This window comes from Glutamicibacter protophormiae (genome assembly GCF_014647495.1).
Taxonomy (GTDB): Bacteria; Actinomycetota; Actinomycetes; order Actinomycetales; family Micrococcaceae; genus Glutamicibacter; species Glutamicibacter protophormiae.
In genome coordinates, this window is sequence record NZ_BMPH01000009.1 from 1 (window position 1) to 22,390 (window position 22,390).

Consider the following 22,390-nt stretch of genomic DNA (forward strand, 5'->3'; position numbering starts at 1 on the left):
TCCTGCCGGCCACTCGGTGAAGCTGACCGCTGGATCGAAGCTGAAGGCCGCTGTCGCCAAGAAGTAAGCACCCCATGCTTGTCTGGAGGCCCGGTTCCGCGCAATATCGCGGAACCGGGCCTTTTGCCGTTACGCACTTTGAGGCATACTTCTACTTCGCGTAGAATCAGCTGAGATCACCTAATTATCGACGAACGGCAGACCCACGTGCACAAGAACCCAGCGATCCGCGTAGTCCGCGGTTGGCTCGCGGCTTCCGTGTGCACCTGGACCGCTTTCGCCGCACACGCGCACCAGGCACCGACCAAGATGTCGCTGATGGTCATGCTGCTGATCACCTGCGTCTCGGCCGTGGTCGCCATGGCGATGCTGGGACGCAAATTCTCGCTGTGGGCCACCAGCTTGGTGGTTGTGCTCAGCCAGGGGCTGTTCCACTTGTCGCTGTCGGTGATGAGCCATGGCGAAACAGGACCCCTGACCGCGATGGAACACGCGACCCACCACGGCCCCGTGGACCTCTCGGGCCAAATTGTCGTGCAGTACGCCCAGGTGCAGAGCGAATCGATGCTCTACGCCCACATCCTTGCGGCGGCAACCAGCGTCCTCGTGCTGAACGGCGCCGAGCGGCTGCTCGTTCCGCTACGCGGGGTGCTCACCTTGGGATCCGCCCGGCTGCTGCTGTTCCTGATCCGCATTCCAGTCCCGGAACTGCGACCTATTCCCGGCTACTACCCGCTGCGTTTTCAACTCAAGCTTGCGCAGCTTGGCAGGCTGCCCGAACGGCGTGGACCCCCTTCCTTCGTATTGAGCGCGTGAACCCCATCAATACGAACTCCCCGGACACCGGGGAACTGGAAGGACTACTGTGAAACTGCGCAAGAACCTCTCCCGAATGATCGCCGGCGCGGCGGTCGCGATGCTGGCGGCATTTGGAACCGTCGGGGCGGCCAACGCCCACGACTACCTCACCGGCTCCAGCCCGGAGAACGGTGCGAGCGTGAAGAGCTCGCCGAAGGACATCACGATGACCTTCTCCGCCGAACTGCAGCAGCTCTCCGGCACGGACTCGACGGTTGTGGCCCTGAGCCAGGCTGGCAAGAAGATCCCGACCACCGCCAGCACCAAGGGCACCACCGTCACCGTTGTGCCGGATGCCGAACTTGCCTCCGGCGAGTACACCCTGGCCGTGCGGGTGATCTCCTCCGATGGACACCCGGTCGAGGACTCCATCAGCTTCACCGTCGACGTCCCCGCCTCCGCGGCTGCAAGCGCACCCGTGTCGCAGACCGCGGCCGCTTCGAACAGCGCGGATGAGCCCACGGTGCAGCCGGTCCAGCCGGTGCAGGACCTGGGCGCAGGGATGAATCCGGTTGTCTGGATCATCGCCGGCGTCGTGGTCCTGGGCGGCGTGATCGCCGTGCTGGTCAAGTTCATGCGCAACACCAAATAATCTTCCCCATCCTTAACCGGCGCGTACGACGTGCCGTGATTGCGCACGCCTAGAAACCGTGCCGCCGGTTGCACACCGAAAGCTTGAGAAACTCATGAACACCAAGAACACCCTGAAGACCACCGCCGCCCTGCTCGGACTGGGACTGCTGCTGACTGGCTGCGCCCAGGACGGCGCGAATGCCAACGGCGCGGCCGCGTCCGAAAGCCCCGCCACCCAGGCCTCGGCGCTGCAGGCCAGCGAAACCTGGGCCAAGGCTGCGCAGGACGGCATGACCGCCGCCTTCGGCGTGCTGCACAATTCCGGCACCGCTGACGTGGAGCTGACCAAGGTCGAGGACAAGGCCGGCAACGTCATCCAGATCCACGAAACCACCGGAAACGGCGCCGATGCGAAGATGTCGCAGCTGGACGGCGGGCTGAAGATCGAAGCCGGCAAGGACGCGATCCTCGAACCGGGCGGAACCCACCTGATGTACATGGATCTGAAGGCGCCGCTGGTCGCCTCGGAAACCGGCCAGCTGACCCTGGTCTTCAGCGACGGGTCGAGCACCGAGGTGCCGTTCGAAGTCCGCAACTTCACCGGGGCAAAGGAGAGCTACGAAAACCACGAGGGTATGGACCACAAGAACATGGACCATGAATCGATGAACCACGATGGCTAATGCGCCAACGCGCCGGATGTTGCTGGGAACCTCGGCCGCCGCGGCGCTGGGCGGCGTGCTCGCCGGCTTCGGCACGTCGCAGGCCGTGGCCGGGCAGGCCCCGGCCGCGGCTCCGGCACCGCAAGGTCCGCAGTACCTCCCGTTCCACGGGAAGTACCAGTCCGGAATCCTGGATGCGCCGCAGGCCCACGCGGTTTTCGTCGGCTGGAACCTCAACTGGCGCGAGGGCGGCAAGAAGGACCAGCTGCGCTCGCTGCTGAAAATGATCACCGACGACGCGCAGCGGCTGACCGCCGGACGCGGGGTGCTGGCGGACACGGAAGCCGAAATGGCCGCCGGCCCCAGCGACCTGACGGTGACCGTCGGGGTGGGCCAAAACCTGCTGGAGGTCATGGGCGGGGCAAAGGTCGGCACGCTGCCGGGCTTCGCGGGGGACAAGCTGCAGCAGCGGTACGGTCAGAGCGATCTGCTGATCCAGTTCTGCGGACAGGACCCCACGGTGCTGGCCCACGCGGTGCGCGCGGTGTCCAAGAACTTGCGCGGGCTGGCGCAGAAGCTGTTCACCCAGCGCGGGTTCATGCACCAGCGCGGTTCTTCGGACACCTTCCGCAACCTGTTCGGGCAGCTCGACGGGGTGAACAACCCCAAGGCGGAGGCCCGCGAGCTGGCAGTGTTCGGCACCCCGGATGAGCCCAGCTGGATCGCCAACGGCACCACGCTGGCGCTGCGCCGGTTTGAGATGGACCTGGAAGGCTGGGACGAGGTTGCGACGGCGGGGCGGGACTTCTCGCTCGGCCGGCGGCAGTCCGACGGCTCGCCGCTGACCGGCAGCGGGCCCGCGGACCCGGTGGACCTGGACGCGGTGAACGAGGTGGGGCTGCCGGTGATCGGGGCGAACTCCCACGTCGCGCTCGCGATGCCGCGCAGCGCACAGGAGGTGATCCACCGTCGGGGCTACAACTTCATCGACGGCGAGGTCAGCGGCCTGCTGTTCGCCAGCTACCAGCGCGATCCGGCCGCCAGCTTCATCCCGCTGCAGCAGCGGCTGGCGGAGGCTGACCTGCTGAACACCTGGCTGACCCCGACCGGATCGGCGCTGTATGCGATCCTGCCGGGGATCGAGCCGGGGATGTACCTGGGACAGCAGCTGCTGGGCTAGGTTGCTGCCGGCCGCCGGTGTGAGATGCACCGCCGGCCGGCAGAAAACCGCCTGGCTGCTTCTGCTCCGGCGCGGCCAAGTGAGATGATTGAAAGGTTATGGCCATAGAAACTGCACAGCGCGAGAGCGCGCCCCCAGTCACCCGCTTCATCCTGCCGGGGATCCTGGCGATGGCCCTCACCTTCGTGGTGGCGGTGCTTTTCGCCGGTATCGCCGTGCCGAGCCTGCTGGGAGACCCCGGGCCGTTCGTGCGCTGGGCGCTGCCCGCAACCCGGGCCATCCACCACACCTCCATGGCGCTGGCCGTGGCCGCGCTGATCTTCGCGGCGGCCATCGTGCCGCGCGCCAGGAAGGCCAAACGCGCGGGCGCCGGCGAAGCCGAGGACCAGACGCACGACCACCCGGCATTCATCCGCAGCATGAACATCGCCGCCGGTGCCGGCGTGGTGTGGACGCTGGCCGCCGCCGGGGTGCTGATGCTGACCTTCTGGGACCTGGCCGGCACGCCGATCAACCTGCGCCCGGAGTACTCCGTGGCGATGCTGGACTACATCATGGGCATCACCACCGGCCGCGCCTGGGCGTGGATGGTCGTGATTGCGGCGATCACCACCTCGCTGGCGCTGGCAGTGCGCTCGAAGACCGGGGTGGGGCTCAGCGCGGCCTTCTCGATGTTCGGCATCATCCCGCTGGCGTTCATCGGCCATGCCGCCGGCGGCGACGACCACTTTGCAGCCGTCAACTCGATCGGCCTGCACCTGCTGGCCGTGGTGCTGTGGTTCGGCGGCATCATGATGCTCGGCCTGCTCGCCCCGACGCTGGGCGGCGAGGCCCCGGGCCGGCAGCGCGGCCAGCTGCTGGCCGGCGTGGTACTCAAGCGCTTCTCCGCCGTGGCCACCGGCGCGGTCTTCCTGATGATCGGCTCCGGGGTGGCCTCCGCAGTGATCCGCGTGACCGAGGTCGGCCAGCTGTTCTCCACCTACGGTTTCCTGCTGATGGGCAAGGTGCTGCTGACGCTGATGCTCGGCGCGTTGGGCCTGATGCATCGCCGCCGGGTGATCCCGAAGCTGCTGGCCGGCGACTACAGCACCCTGAAAGCCGCCTGGAGCGTGGTGGTCGGCGAGGTCGTCATCATGGCCGCGGTGATGTCCCTGGCCACCGTGCTGGGCCGCACCGCGCCGCCGACCAGCGACGAAGCTCCCCCGGTGATGTCCCCGGCCCGCGCGCTGACCGGGTACGACCTGCCCGAGGCACCGAGCATGTCCAGCTGGTTCACCGTCTGGCGCATGGACTGGATCTGGGTCGCCGTGTGCCTGTTCGGCCTGGCGTTCTACCTGTGGGCGTTCATCACGCTGCGCCGCCGCGGCGACAAGCCGAGCTTCCTGCGCCTGGCCAGCTGGATCGTCGGGCTGGTCGCGCTGTTCTACGTGACCAGCGGCGCCGTCGCGGTCTACGGCAAGGTGCAGTTCTCCACCCACATGATCGACCACATGTCGCTGACCATGATCGTGCCGATCTTCCTGGTGCTGGGCATGCCGGTGACGCTGCTGCTGCAGGCGCTTGCCCCGCGCACCGACGGCACCCGCGGCCCGCGCGAATGGATCAACTACATCATCCACTCGCGCTACTCGAAGGTGATCACCCACCCGATCTTCGCCGCGGTGAACTTCGCCGGGTCGATCGTGGTCTTCTATTTCTCCCCGGTGCTGGAACCGGCCATGGTCTACCACGCGGGCCACGAGCTGATGAACCTGCACTTCCTGCTCACCGGCTACCTGTTCGCGCTGTCGCTGATCGACGCGGACCCGGTCCCGAAGCGCTACCCGTATCCGATCCGCCTGGTGGCGCTGCTGGCCACCGTCGCCTTCCATGCGTTCGTGGGCGTCGCGCTGATGAGCACCACCCAGCTGCTGGCCCCGGACTACTTCGGCAACATGGGCCGCACCTGGGGCGGCAGCGCCATCGCCGACCAGGAACTGGGCGCCGGCTACATGTGGGCGATCGGCGAGGTGCCGACCCTGGTGCTGGCCATCATGGTGGCGGTCTCCTGGCTGAGCCAGGACAACAAGGACACCAAGCGCTACGACCGCAAGGCCGACCGCGACGGCGACGCCGAGCTGGAAGCGTACAACCAGATGTTCGAGCGCTACAAGAAGATCGACGAGAAGGATACCCGTGGCTAAGAAGTTCACCGCAGTCCTGGCAGCGGGCCTGCTGCTCACCCTCAGCGCCTGCGCTGCCGAACCGGCCGACATGCCGCAGGACGAGACGCACAAGATCGCCTCCGAGGGCTCTCCCACCCCGACCCCGGAGGTGCAGAACCTGAGCACCGCCGAGGTCGCCGCAACGGCCGGCGCGGTGATCGCCGCCAAGCTGGGCTTCCCGAACTCCGCGAAGATCCAGGGCGAGGACCTGGCGGCACTGGCCGAAAAGCCCACCGACACGCTCAAGGACATCGTGGTGCTGCCGGGGAACTGCGCGGCCCCGGTCGACGATTTGAACTGGTCCCCGGTGCAGCTGGGCACCGAGGCCGCGCGCACCGACTTCACCAACGAGTCGCAGAACATCACCGGTTCCATCGAGGTCGCCAAGCTGGAGAACGATAAGGACCGCCAGGCGCTGCAGGGGCACTTCGCGAACGTATCGACCATTCTGGCGGACTGCCAGAGCGTGAAGATCAACGGGCTGGACTACTCCGAGACCCTGAAGTTCTCCGACCCGAAGGTGGAGTCGGCGGATTCGGCGCTGTACTACACGCGCAACGGCAAGTACCCGCAGGACTCGCTGGTGCTGATCACCGCCGCCGGGGACTACGCCGGCATGGTCTCCTTCGTCTCCTCCACGCCGCTGGACGACAAGACCTTCAACCAGGTGGCCACCAGCATCCTGGACACCGCGATGACCCAGGTACAGTAGCGCCCCCTGCAACAGGTGCGCGGGAATACCGCGCGGCGCGGGCCGGTTGCACTGCACAGGCGGCGAATCCGGCGCCTGCCGGGGCGGAACTCAACGTTGCTTAACACCGTTAGCCCCTTTTCACGGGGTGGCGGATAATTGAAGACAATCTGCCACACCCAGGCAACTGCGAAAGGATGCCCATGAGCGCCACTTCCGATTCGGTCCGAGCCAACTACAAGGTCCGCGCCAGCGAACTGCAGGGCCGCAACTGGTTGAATACCGGCGGCAAGCAGCTGGATCTCGAAGCACTGCGCGGCAAGATCGTGATCCTGGACTTCTGGACCTTCTGCTGCATCAACTGCCTGCACGTGCTCGACGAGCTGCGCCCGCTGGAGGCGCAGTACTCCGACGTGCTGGTCACCGTGGGCGTGCATTCCCCGAAGTTCGAGCACGAGGCCGACCCTGAGGCGCTGGCCGCCGCCGTCGAACGCTACGAGATCCACCACCCGGTGCTGGACGACCCGGAGCTGGTGACCTGGCAGGCCTACGGCGCGCGCGCCTGGCCGACCTTGGTGGTGCTGGATCCCGAGGGCTACATCGTCGCGCACCTGTCAGGCGAGGGCCATGCCCAGGGGCTGGGCTCGCTGATCGAGGAATTGATTCAGGAGCACGAGGCCAAGGGCACCCTGCATCGCGGCGACGGCCCCTACGTGGCCCCGGAAGCCCGCGAAGGCGACCTGCGCTTCCCCGGCAAGGCCGTGGCGCTGGAGAACGGCAACTTCCTGGTGGGCGACTCCGGCCACCACCGCCTGGTGGAGCTTTCCGCCGACCTGCAGCTGGTGCGCACCATCGGCGCCGGGGTGAAGGGCTACGCGGACGGCGGCGCGGACACCGCGCAGTTCAACGAGCTGCAGGGGCTTGCCGTGCTGCCGGCGCAGCTGGCCGCGCAGGTGGGCTACGACGTGGTCGTCGCCGACACCGTGAACCACCGCCTGCGCTCGGTCAACCTGGCCACCGGCGCCGTGGGCACGCTGGCCGGCAACGGAGTGCAGCGGCTGCTGGACGCGGACACCGCGCGCAGCGCCGAACAGCCTACGCAGCTGGGCACCGACGCGCTGAACATTTCGCTGTCCTCCCCGTGGGACGTGCTCTACCACCCCTCGGGGCGCATCATCATCGCGATGGCCGGCACCCACCAGATCTTCGCCTTCGACCCGCGCACCGGTGCCGTGTCGGTGTTCGCCGGCAGCGGCCTGGAAGGGCTGGCCGACGGCGCGCCGGCCGAGGTCTGGTTCGCGCAGCCTTCGGGCCTGGCGCTGGCCGGCGAGGACGTGTGGGTGGCCGACTCGGAGACCAGCGCGCTGCGCCGCATCGAGATCGCCGACGGGCAGGCCGTGGCCGTGCACACCGCGATCGGCGCGGGCCTGTTCGACTTCGGCTTCCGCGACGGCGCGGCGGAGCAGGCGCGCCTGCAGCACCCGCTGGGCGTGGCGGTGCTGCCGGATCACTCGATCGCGATCGCCGACTCCTACAACGGCGCGGTGCGCCGCTTCGACCCGTCGAACAACACCGTCTCCACCCTGGCCAAGGGCCTGAAGGAACCGGCCGACGTGCTGGTGGACACCGGCGTGGACGGGGATCCGGTGCTGCTGGTCGTGGAGACCAACACCCACCAGCTGGTGCGCATCCCGATCCCCGCCGAGGCGCTGGTGGTGGACGAGGGCGCCAGCCAGACCCAGCGTCCCAAGACGCGGGTGCAGGCCGGGGACCACGAGATCCGGGTGCGCTTCGCCGCGCCGAAGGGGCAGAAGCTCGATGACCGCTGGGGGGATCCGACCCAGCTGAAGATCTCCGCCAGCCCCGAGGAGCTGATCCTGCACGGCGCGGGCACCTCCACCGGCCTGACCCGCACGCTGAGCCTGAACCCCCAGATCGCCGAGGGCGTGCTGCACATCACCGCGCGCGCGGCCGCCTGTGACGGCGAGCCCGGCGGGGAAATCCCCGACCACGCGGCCTGCCACCTGTACCAGCAGGACTGGGGCATCCCGGTGCTGCTGGATGCCGAAGGCGAGAACACGCTGCTGCTGGACCTGCGCGGCGTGAACTGACCAGCCGCACTGCATGGCACCCGCCCCGAGGCCGGCCCCGCGCATCACGCGCGGGGCCGGCCTCGGCCGTTAACCCGCCGTCGTGCCGGTGGGCTCGGCCACCCGAGGCGACGCCACCGGTCCCGGCGGTTTCCCCGCGGGCGCGCGGGCCCGGGCGGATCGCTCGCAGGGGAAATATGAGGAAGCCTCAGTAAATTCCGCGCGCGCATGGCTAGACTGGATGCGGGAGGCGCCGGAGGGATCCGGCAGATACTGATGGCATCGCAAATGTTCCGGGCTCTGGAAATACCCAACTACCGCAACTGGGTGGTGGGCGCGCTGGTTTCCAACATCGGAACCTGGATGCAGCGCGTCGCGCAGGACTGGCTGGTGCTGACCATCCTCACCGACAACGACGGCACCGCCACCGGCATCACCACCGGCCTGCAGTTCCTGCCGATCCTGCTGCTGGGGCCCTACGCGGGGCTGGTGGCCGACCGCTTCAACAAGCGCCGGCTGCTGATTGCCACGCAGGCGTTCATGGGCGTCTGCGCGATCGTGCTGGGCCTGCTGGTGGTCACCGGCACCGCGCAGCTGTGGCATGTGTACATCCTGGCGACGCTGCTGGGCATCGGCGCCGCGTTCGACGCCCCGGCCCGCCAGGCCTTCGTCTCCGAAGTGGTCCCCGGCACCCACCTGGCCAACGCGGTCGCGCTGAATAGCGCGAACTTCAACCTGGCCCGGCTGGCCGGCCCCGGCGCGGCCGGCGCGCTGATCGCCGCCGTCGGCACCGGCCCGGCCTTCCTGGTCAACGGCGCTTCGTTCCTGGCGGTGATCTCCTCGCTGGTGTTCATGCGCAAGGACCAGCTGCACCCGGCCAAGCCGGTCAAGCGCGAGCGCGGGCAGGTGCGCGAGGGCTTCCGCTACGTGAAGGGCCGGCGCGACCTGCTGCTGATTTTCGGCCTCGCCTTCGTGATCGGCACCTTCGGGCTGAACTTCCAGATGACCAACGCGATGATGGCCACCGAGGCCTTCGGGGTGGGCGCCGGCGAGTTCGGCATCCTGGGCAGCATCATGGCGGTGGGCACCTTCGGCGGCGCGTTGCTGGCAGCGCGGCGCTCCAGCCCGCGCTGGCGCTACCTGATCGGCGGCGGCATCGCCTTCGGCATCTTCGCGCTGGCCAGCGCGTGGATGCCGAACTACGTGCTCTTCGGCATCATGCTGGTGCCGGTGGGGCTGGCGTCGCTGACCTTCCTGAACAGCTGCAACACCATGGTGCAGACCTCGGTGCCGGCCCAGTACCGGGCGCGCGTGCTGGCGCTGTACCTGATGGTGGTCATGGGCGGCACGCCGATCGGCTCGCCGCTGATCGGCTGGCTGGCCGAGGAGCTGGGGGTGCGGGTGGCGGTGTCCATCGGCGCCGGGCTGTCGCTGGCCGCGAGCATCGCGGCGCTGGTCGCCTGGCAGAAATTCCGCCACGACGCGGTGCCGCTGCGCGCGCAGATCCGCGAGATGCTGAACCTGCGCTAGCCGCTAGCGGGCTGCCTGCTCGCCTCCGGCCACGGGCACCACGGACACCTCGGTGGTGCTGGTGGTCAGGTGGGCGGTGAAGGAGAACTTCTCGGTGACCTTCTTCGCTTCCTTGGCGCCGGTGCGCAGGTCCTGCTCCACCAGGTTCACGCTGGCCTTGACCTCCAGCGGGGCCAGGATCCAGGCGCCGTTGTAGTAGCTGACGTCGATGGTCGGGTACTTGTCGATGGACCACTTGATCGAGGAGGAATCCACCCGGGCGGTGGTGTTGTAGGCGAACGGGCAGCCCGAGGGCATCAGCACCTGCTGCGTGGCGCAGCCATCGAGGTACTTCTTCACCTTGGTGCTGATGGAGGCGATGAACTCCTTGGTGGGCTGGGTCTTCAGCGCGATCTGCACCGGCTGCTTGCCGACCCCGGTGACGACCACGCCGCGGGTGTCTGCCTGGAAGTTCTTGGTGCTGAAGCTGGCGTCGAGCACCGCCGGGTAGAACACCGGCAGCGTGCTGGTTCCGGCCTTCAGCGGGATGGCCTGCTCGTTGACGTTGACCTCGTTGACGGTGTTCGCCTTGATCTTCACCGTCGGCAGCGTGGAAGGCTCGAAGGCCCAGGTGTCGAAGAACAACCAGTTCTTTCCGGTGTGGCGCAGCGTGTAGGTGGATTCCTTGTCCACCCCCGCGGCCTTGTAGTGCGCGGTCACCAGGCGCAGGTCCGGATCCTTGTCGCTGGGCACGGCGGCGTCGACGGTGAAGTCCGTGATGCCGTCCTGGGTGCGCTTGAGCACCTCGCCGTCCAAGGCGACCGCATCGCCCTTGGGCACCGCGGCCTGCATGAGCCCCAGCGCGCGGGCGCCGTCGCCCGCGGCCAGGTACTGCTGCAGCGAGGCGACCTGCTGCTGCGGGGAGAAGAGCAGGCGGTTGGCGGCCAGCGCGCCGCCGACCAGCAGGGCGATGACGACAACGGCGGCGATGGCCCACCGCACGGCGATGCGCGATGCGGTGACGGGCGCTGAGGTACGAGAGTTCATCACGTAGTAGGCTATCGGTTTTCACCGCCGACCCTGAAACCGGGCTACTTATTGCGGTGTTTCACCGCCGTTTGCGCCTGCGGGTGCCGAACATTCCGCGCAGCACCTCGCGCCCGAGCATGTTCGCCGCATCCAGCGCGAAATCCAGCAGCTCGCCGGTCTGCGCGCGCTCCGCCTGGCGCTGCGGGGAGGCCTCGCCCCGGGGCGTCGATTCCCTGCCCTGCCGGGGGCGCGGGGCCGGATCGGGTTCCGGGGCCTGCCGGTAGTCCGGTATCGGGAAGTCGCTGGCCGGCTCCGTGGTGGGTTTGCCCAGGATGGATTCGGCGATGCGCCGGGCCTCCTCATCGATCTCCGCACTGCCCGGAGAGTTGCCCGGAGAGCTGCCCGGAGAGCCGGGGGCCGCCGGTTCCGGGGTGCGGGGCGGGGCGGCAGGCGGCGCGTCCACGGGGTGGCCGGCGGAAGGTTGCCCGGTGAGCAGTTCATGGGCTGAATCGCGGTCCAGCGCGGTGGAGTACCTGGCCGCCAAGGCCGAGGCGGCGATGATGCCGGACACCACCGGTGCGTCGGCCGGTCCGATGCGCGAACCCGGGGAGGTCAGGCGGGTCCAGGCGGCCGGAGTCGGCACGCCCTTCTCTCCCAGCACCGTGATGACCGCTTCACCCACGCCGGCCTGGGTGAGCGCGGTCTTCAGATCCAGCGCGCCGGCCGGGAACGTGCCCATGACCTTTTTGAGCGCCTCGGCGTCCTTGGGGGTGAACACGCGCACCGCGTGCTGCACCCGGGTGCCCAGCTGGGCCAGTACCTCGTCGGGCAGGTCGGCGGGGGACTGCGAGATGAAGAACAAGCCCACCCCTTTGGAACGGATCAGGCGCACAGTGGAGATGATCGCCTCGGTGAACGCCGCGGAGGCTCCCTTGAACAGCAGGTGCGCCTCGTCCAGGAAGAACACCAGCTTGGGTTTGTCGAGGTCCCCGGCTTCGGGCAGCTCGTCGAACAGGTCCGCGAGCAGCCACATGAGGAAGGTGGAGAACAACAGCGGCTGGCGGTTCAGCGCGGGCAGCTCCAGCACGCTGATGACGCCGGTGCCCTCGCTGCGCAGCAGGTCCGCGGTGTCGAATTCGGGCTGCCCGAAAAACGGGTCCAGGCCCTGCGCCTGCAGGATGCTCAGCCCGCGCAGGATCACCGAGACGCTGGCAGGTGAGACCCCTCCCAGGGTGCGCAGGTCTTCCTTGCCCCCGGCGCTGAGCAGGTGGTCCAGCACGGACTTCAAGTCCTTGAGGTCGTCCAGCGGCAGCTTGCGGGTATTCGCGTAGTGGAACACCAGCTGCAGGACCTGCTCCTGGGTCTCGTTCAGCTCCAGCACGCGGGCCAGCAGGATGGGGCCGAAACAGTCCACGGTGGCGCGCACCGGGATGCCGTCGCTGCCCTGTCCCAGGGCCAGGAATTCGACGGTGTTGGAGCGGGCGGTGAAGGCGTGGCCGATGCCGGACAGGCGCTCGTCGAGCTTCGCGCTGGGTTCGGCCGGCTGGGCCAGGCCGCTGAGGTCGCCCTTGATGTCGGCCAGGAACACCGGCACCCCGGCAACCGCCAGCTGCTCCGCCATCACCTGCAGGGTGACCGTCTTGCCGGTGCCGGTGGCGCCGGCGATCAGGCCATGGCGGTTGAGCATCGACAGCGGGACGCGGACCTGCGCTTCGGGGCGCACGGCCCCGTCGACAATCGCGGCGCCCAGGTCCAGGCAGTCGGTGGTGAAGGCGTACCCGTTGATCAGGTCGGTCAGCAGCGCGGATTCCATAGCCATAGCCATAGCCTAGTGCAGGAATTCCTCGACCGGCAGGGGATCCGGCGCTGCCCTAGAACGGGTGCAGCAGGCGCTGGACGAAGGCCTGGGTGCGCGGGTTCTGCGGCGCGGCGAGCACCTGGGAGGCGGGCCCGGTTTCCACCACCACCCCGCCGTCCATGAACACCACGGTGTCCGCGACGTCCCGGGCGAAGGCCAGCTCGTGGGTCACCAGCACCATCGACCACCCCTCCTGGGCCAGCTCCTTGATCACCACCAGCACCTCGCCGACCAGCTCCGGGTCCAGCGCGCTGGTCGGCTCGTCGAAGAGCAGCAAATCCGGCTTGAGCATCAGCGCGCGCACGATGCCGACGCGCTGCTGCTGCCCGCCGGAGAGCGAGTTCGGGTAGGCCTGGGCCTTGTCCGCCAGCCCGACGCGGGCCAGCAGCGCCGTGGCCTGCTCCATGACCTCGGCGCGCGGCCGTTTCTGCACCTCCAGCGGTCCCACGGTCACGTTCTGCAGCACGCTCAGGTGCGGGAAGAGATGATGGCCCTGGAAGACCATGGCAGAACGCTGGCGCAGGATCTGCGCCTTCTTCGGCTTGAAACCTGCGCTGAAGGAGACCTCAGGCCCGCCGGCGAAGGCGACGGTGCCGGCGTCCGGGATCTCCAGGCCGTTCAGGCAGCGCAGCGCCGTGGTTTTGCCGGAACCCGAAGGCCCGATCAACGCCACCACCTCGCCGGCGTGCACCGTGAAGTCGATGCCCTTGAGCACCTGGTTCGCCCCGAAGGACTTGTGCAGGCCGGCGACGGCGAGCAGGCTGGCGGCCGGGTTACTTGGCGACATACTTTTCAAGCCTTCCTTCCAGTGAATTCTGCAGGGCGGAGAGCAGCAGGCAGATGACCCAGTAGATGCCGGCCGCGGTGCAGTACAGCAGCATGAACTCGAAGGTCACCGCGGTGATCTCCTGCGCCTTGCGGAACATCTCGCCGACCAGGATGATCGAGGCCAGCGAGGTGTCCTTCACCAGGGAGATGAACGAGTTGGACAGCGGCGGCACCGCGACGCGGGCGGCCTGCGGCAGGATGATGCGGTACAGCGTGCGGGTGCGCGACATGCCGACCGTGTAGCCGGCCTCCCACTGCCCGGCGGGGACCGAGAGGATCGCGGCCCGCAGGATCTCGGCGCAGTAGCCGCCGGTGTTCAGGCTGAACACGATGATGGCGCTGGGCCACGGGTCGATGGTCAGCCCGAGCGAGGGCATGCCGTAGAAGATCACGAACAGCTGCACCAGCAGGGGCGTGCCGCGGATGATCGAGATGTAGACGCGGGCGATCGAGGACAGCACCCTGCTGCCGCTGATCCGCATCAGCGCCATGAGCAGCGCAACGGCCAATCCGATCGCGAAGCTGATGACGGCCAGCGGAATGCTGGCGGTGATCGCAGCCTGGGCCAGCGGCCAGAGCGAGTCGAGGAACAACTGCCAATTCGAGTCCATGGGTCACCTTTTGCGCAAAATGAAACCGGCTCCACGCGTGCTACGTGTGGAGCCAGTCTACTGGGAAGCCGATCGCTACTTGCTGACGTCCTCGCCGAAGTACTTCTCGGAGATCTTCGCCAGCTCGCCGTCGGCGCGCAGCTGGTCCAGCGCATCGTTGATGGCGCCCTGCAAGGCTGTCTCGTCCTTGCGCATCGCGACCGCCGAGTCGGTTTTCTCCGTGGCTTCGGCGGCGATCTTGATGCTGTCATCAGGGTGGGTCTTCTGGGCGTCCAGGAAGGTCAGCTTGTCGTTGACGGTGGCGTCCACCCGGCCCTGCTTGAGCAGGGTGACGGCCTGGGCCCAGCCCTCCACCGGTTCCACGGTGGCGCCGGCGGCCTTGGCGGTTTCGTAGTAGTTGCTGGTCAGCGACTGCGCGGTCTTCTTGCCCTTGAGCGATTCGAAGGAAGTGATGTCCGTGTTATCGCTCTTGGTGACGATCACGCCGGTGGACACCGTGTAGGGCTCGGAGAACAGGTACTTGGCTTCGCGTTCGGGGTTGACGGCGACCTGGTTGGCGATCACGTCGAAGCGTCCGGCATCCAGCCCGGCGAAGATCGCATCCCACTGGGTCTGCTGGAACTTGACCTCGACACCCATCTTCTCGCCAACCGCCTTGATGACCTCCACGTCGTAGCCGGTCAGTTCCGAGCCCTCGTTGTAGGAGAACGGGCGGTAGGTGCCTTCGGTGCCCACGGTGAGCACCCCGGATTCCTTGATCTGCTGGAGGGCGTCCTTGCCCTCGGTGCTCGTCGTGTTGTCGCCGGAAGAACCGCAGGCGCTCAGGGACAGGGCAAGGGCTGCGGCGGTGGCCAGCAGGGGAGCGATGCGTTTCACGATGACCTCACAATGATGCTAGGGAACGGATACCCGTGGTCAACGGCCGGGAGCCGCGGGGTATTCCCTGATCATAGACCTACGGCCGGTGGGGCTTCCGGGCCCGAGTCATATGGGGAAATACGAACGATCAGATGCCCAGCAGCAAGGCGAGGACCATCATCAGCGGAATGGCGCAGATGGTGGTCATCAGCACGGTGTCCTTGGCGATCACGACCCCGTGTTCATAGCGCGAAGCGGTGACGAAGATGTTCTGCGCGGTGGGCAGTCCTGCCATGATGACGCAGGCGACCAGCAGCTCGCCGCGAAGGTCGAACAGGTAGTATGCCAGCACCCAGGCCAGCAGCGGCTGCAGCACCAGCTTGGCCGCCGACCCCACGAGCACGTCGGCCCTGCGGCCGGAGGCCTTCTCCAGCGGCTTCGAACCGACCAGGGAGATGCCGAAGGCCAGCAGCATGGCCGGGATCGAGGCGCCGGCGATCAGGTTGACCGGCTCGAGCACGATCTGCGGGACCTCGAACCCGGTCAACGCGACCACCAGGCCCAGCAGCGAGCCGATGATCATCGGGTTCTTCGCGGTGGCCAGGACCAGAGCGAACAAGGTGGTGCGGTGCTTGGAGGTGGTGGCGTCCAGCATCGCCAGGTTCACCGGCTGGTACAGTGCCAGCTGGAACAGGATGATGGGCGCGGCATAGGACATGTCGCCGAGCACGTACAGGGCGATGGGAAGCCCCAGATTGGCGGAGTTCACGGTGGAGGCGGCCATCGCAGCGACGATCCGCTCCGAGGCCGGGCGCTGCAGCCAGCGGGTGGTGGCCAGGTGATAGGCGAGCGCGGTGAGCACCGCGGACAGTCCGGCCACCCACAGCAGCGGGCCGAGCACGGCAACGGGATCGGATTCGGCCAAGGTCGTGAACAGCAGGGCGGGGCTGGCGACGAAGAAGGTCACGCGGTTGAGCACGTAGCGGGCCTGCGGGCCGAGCACCCCGGTGCGCCCCACCAGGTAGCCCACGGCGATGACCACCCAGATGATGGAGAAGCCTTCAAGAACCCCGGTCATGAAACTCCTCGCGCGGTGGAACAGAAAATTGCCGGGGCACCCATGGGTGCCCCGGCAATCCGTGCGAGCGGGCGACGGGAATCGAACCCGCGTATCGAGCTTGGGAAGCTAGCGCTCTACCATTGAGCTACGCCCGCATGCTCCGAGCGGCCTAATGACGGCCCGGGCGAAAAACAGCATATCGCACGATCAGGCTCCGGAAAAATCAAGGTCCCGATACGGCGCGTTTTAGGCTTCTGCGTCGGGATCCTGCTTGAGCATCTGCTCCTTGAGGATCTCCACGCCCTCGGCGGGAATCTCGAAGCTCAGCTCGTCTCCGGGGTTCACCACGAAGCCGGTGCCCTGCAGCGCACGGACGACCGTCGCGCCCTGCACCTTCACGCCGTAGCCGGCCTGGTCGATGTAGCTGGAGGGGATGCGCTCGATGGAGGTGAATACGGCGACCATCGGTGCGCCGGCCGGGTTGGTCAGCAGCAGCGGCTGGGCGTTCTTGTTCTCGCCGGTGACCTCTTCGCGGGAGAGGAAAAAGACCTCCGCGCTCATGAACGCGCCGAGCACCGAACCGGAAAGCTCCGGTTTGTTAAGCCCTGCCTGCAGCATCATTTCGAAGTGGGTTTTCGGCCGAGCGCGTTCCTTGTCCATCGGGGTTTCGATGATCATATCCGGGCGCTCGTTAGGATCTTGTCCGTCCAGCGGGGCGGAGGTGTTCTCGGTGCTCATACCCCAAGCATGTCGCGATCACCGCTGTGGCGCAAACGCCGAATAAGCCAAAACCGGTGACAAGGCCTAAACTGTATAGCGAGCACCCACCATAGATTCAAGGATTGAGCATGCCTGAATTTCGTTATGAGGATCTTCTGCCCATCGGCGAAGACACCACCCCTTATCGCAAGATTTCCACCGAAGGCGTCGAGGTTGTCGCCGGTCCCGATGGCAAGAACTTCTTGAAGGTCGCCCCCGAAGCACTGGAGCTTCTGGCGGAAACCGCACTGCACGACATTTCGCACTATCTTCGTCCGGCCCACCTGCAGCAGCTGCGCAACATCCTCGACGACGAGGAAGCCAGCCCGAACGACAAGTTCGTGGCGCTGGACCTGCTGAAGAACGCCAACATCGCCGCCGGTGGCATCCTGCCGATGTGCCAGGACACCGGCACCGCGATCGTGATGGGCAAGCGCGGCCAGCGCGTGCTCACCGAGGAGCAGGACGAAATCTCGCTCTCCCGCGGCATCTATGACGCCTACACCCGCCTGAACCTGCGCTACTCGCAGCTGGCGCCGATCACCACCTGGGAAGAGAAGGCCACGGGCAACAACCTGCCAGCCCAGATCGACCTGTACGCCAACACCAAGCCGGGCGCGGACACCAGCTACAAGTTCCTGTTCATGGCCAAGGGCGGCGGATCGGCCAACAAGTCCTTCCTGTACCAGGAGACCAAGGCGATCCTCAACGAGAACGCCATGCTGACCTTCCTGGATGAGAAGCTGCGCTCGCTGGGCACCGCCGCGTGCCCTCCGTACCACCTGTCCATCGTCATCGGCGGCACCAGCGCCGAGATGGCGTTGAAGACCGCCAAGTACGGTTCGGCCAAGTACCTCGACTCCCTGCCGACCGAGGGCGCCATGACCGGCCGCGGCTTCCGCGACACCGATCTGGAAGAGAAGGTCCTTGAACTGACCCGCCACTTCGGCATCGGCGCGCAGTTCGGCGGCAAGTACTTCTGCCACGACGTGCGCGTGGTGCGCCTGCCGCGACACGGCGCCTCGCTTCCGGTGGCCATCGCCGTGTCCTGCTCGGCCGACCGCCAGATGCTGGCCAAGATCACCGAAGAGGGCCTGTTCGTAGAGCAGCTGGAAACCGATCCGGCACGCTTCATGCCGGACGAGTCCCACCCGGCCATCGCAGCCCACGACGACGAGACCTCGGGTATTTCCGGCACCGGCGGTTCTTCGGTGGTCAAGATCGACCTGAACAAGCCGATGGACGAGATCCTGGCCGAGCTGACCAAGTTCCCGGTCAAGACCCGTTTGTCGCTGACCGGCCCGCTGGTCGTGGCCCGCGACATCGCGCACGCCAAGATCAAGGAACGCCTGGACGCCGGCGAAGAAATGCCGCAGTACCTGAAGGACCACCCGGTCTACTATGCAGGCCCGGCCAAGACTCCCGAGGGGATGGCTTCGGGCTCCTTCGGTCCGACCACCGCAGGCCGCATGGACTCCTACGTGGACCAGTTCCAGGCAGCCGGCGGCTCGATGGTGATGCTGGCCAAGGGCAACCGCTCGCAGCAGGTCACCGACGCATGCGACACCCACGGCGGCTTCTACCTGGGCTCCATCGGCGGCCCGGCCGCCCGCCTGGCGCTGGACTGCATCAAGAAGGTCGACGTCATCGAGTACGAAGAGCTCGGCATGGAAGCCATCTGGAAGATCGAGGTCGAGGACTTCCCGGCTTTCATCGTCGTGGACGACAAGGGCAACGACTTCTTCGCCTCCACCATGAAGCCGACCTTCACCGGCATCCCGGTGCGCTCCAAGTAGTCCCCGATTGCGCCGCTGACCGGTGCAGACACCTGCGGTCCGCCGCCGTTCCCCGTGGGGGAGCGTCGGCGGACCGCCTGTTTAACCTCTCATTTCACAGCAGATCCACACCGGCCGGCGGTGAAGATCGCCCCGGAATGCGCAGGACGCAGGGGTAGACTCGGAGCAACTGACACGCAGGCATCGCCTGCCGCCCGTGGTGCACCGCGCATCCGGGCACCGCTTGGAGGCAACCGCATGACTCGACTTTTTGTCGTCAATGTCCTGCTGGGGATTCCCGGCGTCATATATTTCTGGCTGCTGCATATGTACATCAGCGAAGGGGCGATGATTTCATTTGGGGCATCGACCTTCGCCCGCAACGTCGAGGGGTTCTTCTCATCGAATCTCGTGCTTGGCCCGCCGCTGGCCATCGGCGCGATTGTGTGGATTCTGGTCAACGTCTACCTGGTTAACCGGCGCCAGCGCAGCGGCGCCTGTCAGAACGGCACCGGGAAGACCGCGCACTGGCTCGCCGCCTTCGGAGCGACAATGCTTCCACCGGCTTTGCTGCTCGCGGCGGCCGCGATCTTCTAACCGCTACTTGGTGAAGCCGAAGCTCCAGTCCCGGTAGGGCGGCAGGAAACGCAGCACCATCAGGTCGTCCTCGCGCAGCACCCCGGAGCCTTCGACCTTCTGGTTGTCCTTGTCGGCGGCTGGCCCGGCAGGCGTGGACGGCTCCGACCTCGGCTCGTTGCTCGGCTCGGCGCTCGGCTTGGCCGCCGGCGATGCCGCGGTGTCCCGCGAAGCCTCCTGCAGCATGCCGAAGTATTCCTCATAGGTCTCGGCGCCGGAGTCCTGCATGGCCTTGGCCTGCTCCTTGCCGATGTAGCGTACGTGCCACGGCTCGTACTTGTAGCCGGTGATTTCTTCCTTGCCCACCGGGTAGCGCACGATCAGCCCGTAGTCGACCGCGTGCTCGGCGATCCATTGGCCGGCCGGTGTCTGTCCGAAGGCCTCCTTCAGCTCGGCGCGGCTGTTGGTATAGCCCAGGTCGGCGGCCAGGCCCAGCTGGTGCTCGCTGGTCCCCGGGCGGGCCGAGATCCGCTCCGCGTAGTCGGTGCCGTACTGCGCCTGGTACTGGTTGAACAAGGTGGCCTGGCGCTGGTAGGAACGGAAGGCGCTGAGCGCCTTGATGCTGTGGCCGGCGGCGCGCGCGTCCGCGACCAGGTCCTGAACCGCGTCGGCGGCCTGCTTGCGCAGCTGGAAGGAGGTGCCTGATACGGTGACCAGGTCCTTGGGGGTGTAATCCTCAGGAGAGAGCTTGGTGCTCGGGTTGATCAGCGCCAGCAGGCTCGAAGCGGACGTCAGCTCCGCGGCCTCGACGGCCGGGATGTTCTCGGGTGCGGCCACGGCGGCCGTTCCGGAGAGCACGAGCATTCCGGCGAGGACGGAGCTGGTCAGGGCTGATGCCAGGCGCATGAATGAAATTCCCTCGGTGGTGCGGTGGGGACACAGCGTCCCGCTCCCAAGAATAGCCGGATTTTCTGGACAGCACATGGGAATCCGCCCACTCCAAACCCACCGGAAGCGCGAAGTGCGCCTACACATAGGCGCACGGTATTCACCGATGCGCCGCAGACACGATAAATTTAGAGGCGTGTTGTATTCAGATGGTGATATTCGCAGAGAAATTGAGTCCGGAGAGATCGGCTTGGAGCCGTTCAATGCCGAGATGATCCAGCCCGCCTCGGTGGACGTTCGAATCGACCGGTTCTTCCGGCTCTTCGACAACCACAAGTACGCGCACATCGACCCGGCGCAGGACCAGAGCGAACTGACCCGTCTGGTCGAGGTCGATCCCGAGGAGCCTTTCATCCTGCACCCCGGGGAATTTGTGCTCGGCTCCACCTATGAAGTGGTCACCCTCGGCAACTCCATCGCCGCGCGCCTGGAGGGCAAGAGCTCGCTGGGACGTCTGGGGCTGCTGACCCACTCGACCGCAGGCTTCATCGACCCGGGCTTCTCCGGCCATGTGACCCTGGAACTGTCGAACATGGCCACCTTGCCGATCAAGCTGTGGCCCGGCTCCAAGATCGGCCAGCTGTGCTTCTTCAAGCTGACCAGCGAAACCGAGAACCCCTACGGTTCGGGTCCCTACGGCAACCGCTACCAGGGCCAGCGCGGCCCGACCGCATCGCGCAGCCACCTGAATTTCCACCGCACCATCATCGAGAACTAGCGCCGGCGCGGCGCACTGCTCATCGTCCCGGCAGCCCGAACGGCCGCCGGGACGACGCGGTTAAGCCGCGGCGTCGCTGGCGGTCTTCTGCGGCGCGCGGATCGGAAGCAGCAGGGCCAGCCCGGCCGCCAAGACCACCAGGATGCCAAGGATGCCGTAGCGCTGGGCCTGGCCGGCGGCCACCAACGGCGTGGCGATCGCGATGGCCGCGCCGAACAGCGCCGGCGCCAGGAAGGACACCGCGCGTCCGGTGGTGGCGTACAGGCCGAACATCTCGCCCTCGCGGCCGGCGGGGATCAACCGGGCCAGGTAGGAGCGGGCGGCGGCCTGGGCCGGTCCGACGAACAGGCACAGCAGCAGGCCGAAGATCCAGAAGCCGGCGGCGGCTGGGGAGAAGAACACCCCGGCCCCGGCCAGCAGCAGGCCCACCAGGGATCCGGTGATCACTGCCTTGGGGCCGATGGCGTCGTCCAGGCGCCCGCCGATGATCGCGCCGATCGCTGCCACCACGTTGCCCACGATGGCGAAGATGATGACCTCGCTCAACTCGAATCCGAAGGTGCCGGCGGCGATCACGCCGCCGAAGGTGAAGATCGCCGCCAGTCCGTCGCGGAACACCGCCGAGGAGAGCAGGAAGAAAATCAGGTTCTTGTCCTCGCGCCACAGGCTCGCGATATGCCGGAACAGCACCGCGTAGGAGCTGCGCAGCGGGATCCTGGTACCCGACGCGGCGGGGGATTCGGGGATGACGAAGAACAGCGGCAGCGCGAACACCAGGCACCAGAGCGCGGAGAACACCGCGACCAGCCTCAGGTTCAGGGAGTTCTCGGTGGAGGCACCGGGCCATGGGAAAACCGGTTCCACGAAGCCGAAGAGCACCAGTGCCAACGCCAGGATGCCGCCCACGTAGCCCATGCCCCAGCCGAAACCCGAGACCTTGCCGACCGTGGCCGGGGTGGAGATCTGGTTGAGCACCGCGTTGTAGTTCACCCCGGCGAACTCGCTGGCGACCGACATCGCCGCGATGAGCAGCGCGCCGAACCACAAAAATCCGGGATCCGGGTAGACGAAGAAGCCGGCGGCGCAGATGAGCACCAGCAGGACGGTGTTGACCATGATCCACAATTTGCGGCGCCCGGCGGCATCCGCGCGCATGCCGGTGACCGGCACCAGCAGGGCGATGAGCACCCCGCCGATGGCCAGCGCCTGCGAGAGCACGAGCGAGGCGTGGTCCTGGTCGCCGAACAGCTCGCTGGTCAGGTACACGGTGAACACGAAGGTGATCATCACCGCGTTGATCGCGGCCTGGCCCCAATCCCAGCTGGCCCACGCCCAGGTGTACTTGGTCAGCCATTTCTCTGCTCGTGGAACCGCCTGCGCCCGCTGATTGAAACTCATGCTCGCATAGTACCCGTTTGCGGTAATCAGCAGGTGAATTCGCGGGATTCCACGGGGCGGCGGCGGGCTGCAGCGCATTCGAGGGCTCGGGCCCGGTGGCCGCAGATTATGGCATGGAAACGCGCTGACATGAAGAAAGTCTGCGTGCAGACTGATAAAATCGCAAGTGCCGGCTATTTTTTGGTCGTCGAACTCTGCCCCATTT

General features: G+C 67.0%; 20 protein-coding genes and 1 tRNA gene. 11 read left to right on the top strand and 10 right to left on the bottom strand.

Going from position 1 to position 22,390, the window contains the following annotated elements:
* Window positions 1–207 precede the first annotated feature (207 nt).
* The 8 genes from IEY43_RS11165 to IEY43_RS11200 all read left to right on the top strand — a co-directional run bounded on the left by IEY43_RS11165 (window position 208) and on the right by IEY43_RS11200 (window position 9,788).
* Window positions 208–816: a hypothetical protein gene (locus tag IEY43_RS11165; RefSeq protein ID WP_188948683.1), complete on the top strand. Its 609-nt coding sequence runs from the start codon at window positions 208–210 to the stop codon at window positions 814–816.
* Window positions 817–865: 49 nt separating this feature from the next.
* The gene (locus IEY43_RS11170; protein WP_188948684.1) at window positions 866–1,450 is read left to right on the top strand and encodes a copper resistance CopC family protein; all 585 of its coding nucleotides are present in this window, start codon (window positions 866–868) and stop codon (window positions 1,448–1,450) included.
* Window positions 1,451–1,544: 94 nt separating this feature from the next.
* On the top strand, window positions 1,545–2,114 hold the full coding sequence (locus IEY43_RS11175; protein WP_188948685.1) for a copper chaperone PCu(A)C: 570 nt from the start codon (window positions 1,545–1,547) through the stop codon (window positions 2,112–2,114).
* Window positions 2,107–3,273: a Dyp-type peroxidase gene (locus IEY43_RS11180; RefSeq protein WP_188948686.1), complete on the top strand. Its 1,167-nt coding sequence runs from the start codon at window positions 2,107–2,109 to the stop codon at window positions 3,271–3,273. The genes IEY43_RS11175 and IEY43_RS11180 overlap by 8 nt, the downstream gene beginning before the upstream one ends.
* 98 nt (window positions 3,274–3,371) lie before the next feature.
* Complete coding sequence (locus tag IEY43_RS11185; protein ID WP_229777366.1) at window positions 3,372–5,456, top strand: bifunctional copper resistance protein CopD/cytochrome c oxidase assembly protein; 2,085 nt, start codon at window positions 3,372–3,374, stop codon at window positions 5,454–5,456.
* Window positions 5,449–6,189 (top strand): hypothetical protein, encoded by a 741-nt coding sequence (locus IEY43_RS11190; protein WP_188948687.1) that lies wholly within the window; start codon window positions 5,449–5,451, stop codon window positions 6,187–6,189. Before IEY43_RS11185 ends, IEY43_RS11190 begins: the two co-directional genes overlap by 8 nt.
* Before the next feature lie 182 nt (window positions 6,190–6,371).
* Window positions 6,372–8,279: an NHL domain-containing thioredoxin family protein gene (locus IEY43_RS11195; RefSeq protein WP_188948688.1), complete on the top strand. Its 1,908-nt coding sequence runs from the start codon at window positions 6,372–6,374 to the stop codon at window positions 8,277–8,279.
* Between the two features lie 255 nt (window positions 8,280–8,534).
* Window positions 8,535–9,788, top strand: coding sequence for an MFS transporter (locus IEY43_RS11200; RefSeq protein WP_229777367.1), 1,254 nt, complete (start codon window positions 8,535–8,537; stop codon window positions 9,786–9,788).
* A 3-nt stretch (window positions 9,789–9,791) separates the two neighbouring features.
* On the opposite strand, the gene IEY43_RS11205 is transcribed toward IEY43_RS11200, so the two are convergent.
* From IEY43_RS11205 to IEY43_RS11240, 8 genes are all read right to left on the bottom strand, one after another.
* Window positions 9,792–10,814, bottom strand: coding sequence for a zinc ribbon domain-containing protein (locus IEY43_RS11205; RefSeq protein WP_188948689.1), 1,023 nt, complete (start codon window positions 10,812–10,814; stop codon window positions 9,792–9,794).
* A 61-nt stretch (window positions 10,815–10,875) separates the two neighbouring features.
* Window positions 10,876–12,621, bottom strand: a complete 1,746-nt coding sequence (locus IEY43_RS11210; protein ID WP_374189862.1) for a helicase HerA-like domain-containing protein — start codon at window positions 12,619–12,621, stop codon at window positions 10,876–10,878.
* A gap of 46 nt (window positions 12,622–12,667) precedes the next feature.
* Window positions 12,668–13,441: an amino acid ABC transporter ATP-binding protein gene (locus IEY43_RS11215; protein WP_281065210.1), complete on the bottom strand. Its 774-nt coding sequence runs from the start codon at window positions 13,439–13,441 to the stop codon at window positions 12,668–12,670.
* Window positions 13,428–14,093, bottom strand: coding sequence for an amino acid ABC transporter permease (locus IEY43_RS11220; protein WP_188948691.1), 666 nt, complete (start codon window positions 14,091–14,093; stop codon window positions 13,428–13,430). Before IEY43_RS11220 ends, IEY43_RS11215 begins: the two co-directional genes overlap by 14 nt.
* A gap of 75 nt (window positions 14,094–14,168) precedes the next feature.
* Window positions 14,169–14,969 (bottom strand): amino acid ABC transporter substrate-binding protein, encoded by an 801-nt coding sequence (locus IEY43_RS11225; protein WP_188948692.1) that lies wholly within the window; start codon window positions 14,967–14,969, stop codon window positions 14,169–14,171.
* Window positions 14,970–15,099: 130 nt separating this feature from the next.
* Window positions 15,100–16,029 carry an AEC family transporter gene (locus tag IEY43_RS11230; protein WP_188948693.1) on the bottom strand — a complete coding sequence of 310 codons (930 nt, stop codon included), beginning with the start codon at window positions 16,027–16,029 and terminating at the stop codon, window positions 15,100–15,102.
* A gap of 66 nt (window positions 16,030–16,095) precedes the next feature.
* Window positions 16,096–16,166 (bottom strand) — tRNA-Gly (locus IEY43_RS11235).
* Window positions 16,167–16,257: 91 nt separating this feature from the next.
* Entirely contained in the window at window positions 16,258–16,749 is a 492-nt protein-coding gene (locus IEY43_RS11240) for an SseB family protein (RefSeq protein ID WP_188948694.1), read from the bottom strand.
* A 110-nt stretch (window positions 16,750–16,859) separates the two neighbouring features.
* Between IEY43_RS11240 and IEY43_RS11245 the strand changes: the two genes are divergently transcribed.
* Both IEY43_RS11245 and IEY43_RS11250 read left to right on the top strand, forming a co-directional pair.
* Window positions 16,860–18,566 (top strand): fumarate hydratase, encoded by a 1,707-nt coding sequence (locus IEY43_RS11245; RefSeq protein ID WP_188948695.1) that lies wholly within the window; start codon window positions 16,860–16,862, stop codon window positions 18,564–18,566.
* 237 nt (window positions 18,567–18,803) lie between these two features.
* Window positions 18,804–19,142 (top strand): hypothetical protein, encoded by a 339-nt coding sequence (locus tag IEY43_RS11250; RefSeq protein WP_188948696.1) that lies wholly within the window; start codon window positions 18,804–18,806, stop codon window positions 19,140–19,142.
* Between the two features lie 3 nt (window positions 19,143–19,145).
* On the opposite strand, the gene IEY43_RS11255 is transcribed toward IEY43_RS11250, so the two are convergent.
* A complete protein-coding gene (locus IEY43_RS11255) occupies window positions 19,146–20,027 on the bottom strand; it encodes a M15 family metallopeptidase (protein WP_188948697.1) in 882 nt (293 codons plus the stop codon).
* Window positions 20,028–20,205: 178 nt separating this feature from the next.
* Here IEY43_RS11255 and dcd point away from each other — a divergent pair, with 178 nt between their 5' ends.
* The gene (gene dcd, locus IEY43_RS11260) at window positions 20,206–20,787 is read left to right on the top strand and encodes a dCTP deaminase (RefSeq protein WP_188948698.1); all 582 of its coding nucleotides are present in this window, start codon (window positions 20,206–20,208) and stop codon (window positions 20,785–20,787) included.
* 60 nt (window positions 20,788–20,847) lie between these two features.
* On the opposite strand, the gene IEY43_RS11265 is transcribed toward dcd, so the two are convergent.
* Window positions 20,848–22,185 carry an MFS transporter gene (locus IEY43_RS11265; RefSeq protein WP_188948699.1) on the bottom strand — a complete coding sequence of 446 codons (1,338 nt, stop codon included), beginning with the start codon at window positions 22,183–22,185 and terminating at the stop codon, window positions 20,848–20,850.
* Window positions 22,186–22,390 lie beyond the last annotated feature (205 nt).